The sequence below is a fragment of the Kitasatospora sp. NPDC015120 genome, assembly GCF_043080305.1.
GTDB lineage: Bacteria > Actinomycetota > Actinomycetes > Streptomycetales > Streptomycetaceae > Kitasatospora.
Genome location: NZ_JBIBVJ010000071.1, coordinates 1 through 264 on the forward strand (window position 1 = coordinate 1; position 264 = coordinate 264).

The window sequence follows — 264 nt, forward strand, 5'->3', positions numbered from 1 at the left end:
TGTCGTCGGTGGCTGTGGTGTCGACGGTGACCGGTGATCAGTTGGTGGGGTATGTGGTGCCGGCGTCGGGTGCGGTGGTTGATACTGCGGCACTGGTGGATTCGTTGGGTGTGGTGTTGCCGTCGTATATGGTGCCGTCGCAGATCATGGTGTTGGATGCGTTTCCGCTCAATGCTTCGGGGAAGTTGGATCGGAAGTTGTTGCCGGAGCCGGTGTTCGAGGTTGCGGTGTTTCGGGCTCCGGTGACGGCGGTGGAGGAGATCG

The 264-nt window shown here is 61.0% G+C and carries 1 pseudogene; it reads left to right on the top strand.

Features of this window, described 5'->3' with window-relative positions:
- Nucleotides 1–26: 26 nt before the first annotated feature.
- Nucleotides 27–264, top strand: a pseudogene (locus tag ACF1AK_RS36350) (hypothetical protein); the annotation flags it as partial.